The sequence below is a fragment of the Pirellulales bacterium genome (genome assembly GCA_036490175.1).
In the GTDB taxonomy this organism is placed as follows: domain Bacteria; phylum Planctomycetota; class Planctomycetia; order Pirellulales; family JACPPG01; genus JACPPG01.
The window spans coordinates 1-1,753 of the sequence record DASXEJ010000187.1 but is presented as its reverse complement, the minus strand read 5'-3'; the positions used below and the strand labels follow the sequence as shown (position 1 = coordinate 1,753).

At 61.3% G+C, this 1,753-nt stretch carries 1 protein-coding gene; it reads right to left on the bottom strand.

Annotated features, from left to right (window positions below):
- Window positions 1-265 precede the first annotated feature (265 nt).
- Window positions 266-1,504: an IS4 family transposase gene (locus VGG64_13735; GenBank protein HEY1600664.1), complete on the bottom strand. Its 1,239-nt coding sequence runs from the start codon at window positions 1,502-1,504 to the stop codon at window positions 266-268.
- Between the last annotated feature and the right edge of the window lie 249 nt (window positions 1,505-1,753).

Sequence of the window (1,753 nt, the reverse complement as noted above, 5' to 3'; positions counted from 1 at the left end):
GCCCATAAGATGGTCACGGTCAGCGCCACAGTCGATTTCTCCCCCGCCTCGGAGAAGGGGACAGTCCCAATCCTGTTCGGCACGGCATTTGAGCAGTTAATTGAGTGCTGTGGCAAGTGGCTGGATGGGACCTCGAACGCCGATTGCTTGCGGCAGCGGCAAACGAGAGGATCACTGCCGCGCACCGCCAACCCAATGGCGGCGGCTTTGGCGCAGCGTGAAGCGACTCGCGACGCAGAACGATCCGCGTCCGAGGCCAGCCGACTCAGGTTTTTTGCACGGCGGCGTCGTGGGCGTTGAGCTTGGCCAAATGAGCCAACAGTTCGTCTTCACTGGCCAGCCCCGTGAAGTAGTAGCAGATCATCTCATACGTTCGCAGCGTGGGCTTGCGCCCCGTCCACAAACTGATCAACATGCAGGCGATGATCGCGCAGTAGGTTTGAATCTCGATGCCCTGTGGGCTGTGGCTGAGCAAGTGCCGGCAGCCCAGGATGTGCTTGAAGAAGCGAAAGAAGATCTCAATGGTCCAGCGTTCGATATAGACCAGCGCGACGACCTCGGCCGGCACGTCGAGTAGGTTGGTCGCGATCCGCAGGATGCCGTCGCTGCCGGGTCCGGTCGAGCCCCCTCGGTACTTGCCACGGCTGGTGTGGGGACTGATGCGAATGGTAAGCAGGCGGATTGGATGATCGGGCCGGGCGTCTGCCTTGCCGTGCTGACCGATGGCCACGATCTGGTCGCCAAGCACGTTCGCGGCACGATCGGCGTCCGTGAGCGGTCGCTGCTCCAAGATTTCATAGGCGCTGTTGTCGCGCAAGCGGCACACGTAGCTGCTCTTGGCCGCCACGATCTTGTTGAACAAGGCAAACTTGGCATAGCCGCGGTCCATCACGTAGGTGTGATCGGCTTCAACCGTGCGTTCCAGTACCCCGCGCTCGTCGTGCGGGCCGCCTCTTTCGGGCGTCACATCGATCCGCGTGGGCACATAGCGATCCACCTCGAAGTGCGTGTGCAGCCGCCATTTGATCATGCCGCTGCCGGTCGTTTGCTTCAGAAAAGAGGCCTGCGCCAACTTCGGCAGCACCGAGAGCAAAGTGCCATCGACGGCCGTCAAGACGCCTGGAACGTCGCGTAATCGCGGATCGCGGCCGAACGGCTGCAACTCCGCGCCTAATTCGGCAACGATCTCTTTCAGCCGGTCGGGATCAAACACGCTGGCGGCCTCGGAGAGCGAGCCCAGGGCGGCCCGCGCGCAGCCGAGTTTCTTTTGCACATTGGCCAGTTCACCGGCCTGCTGCAGTCCACGCAACGAGGTGATTACCGGATTGAAGAAATAGAGCAACATCAGCAGGCAATACTGGTCGTAATGCAGCTTGCGGTTGCCAGCCCGATCGCGTGCGCAGGCATCGTCGTGCAAACGCTTCAGCAGGGGAGCGAGCTTGTCGAAATACTTCAGCCCGGTGATTTGCCGCTCGGTGAGCTTCGGGGACCGCTTGCCCGCCATGGCCACCTCCTGCCAAAATGACCGAATCAATTCAGGTCATCGGCCAAGGCGCAAAAACCATGCCAATTACGCGGGAAGCCGAGGGCGCAAATGCCGTGCCGAACAGGATTGGGACTGCCCCATTTTGCTCCGCGGACTGCGCAAAATTGGGACAGTCCCCGGCGGTTCTCGGATAGGCTCTAACTCCAGGAGTTGGCAACCGCATGCCGCAGGCCCCATCGTTCGAAACCAGTCGCAGCCACATCGCCG

Coding starts and splice junctions, on each gene's coding strand:
- VGG64_13735 (HEY1600664.1), bottom strand. CDS start 1,504: ATGGCGGGCAAGCGGTCCCCGAAGCTCACCGAGCGGCAAATCACCGGG.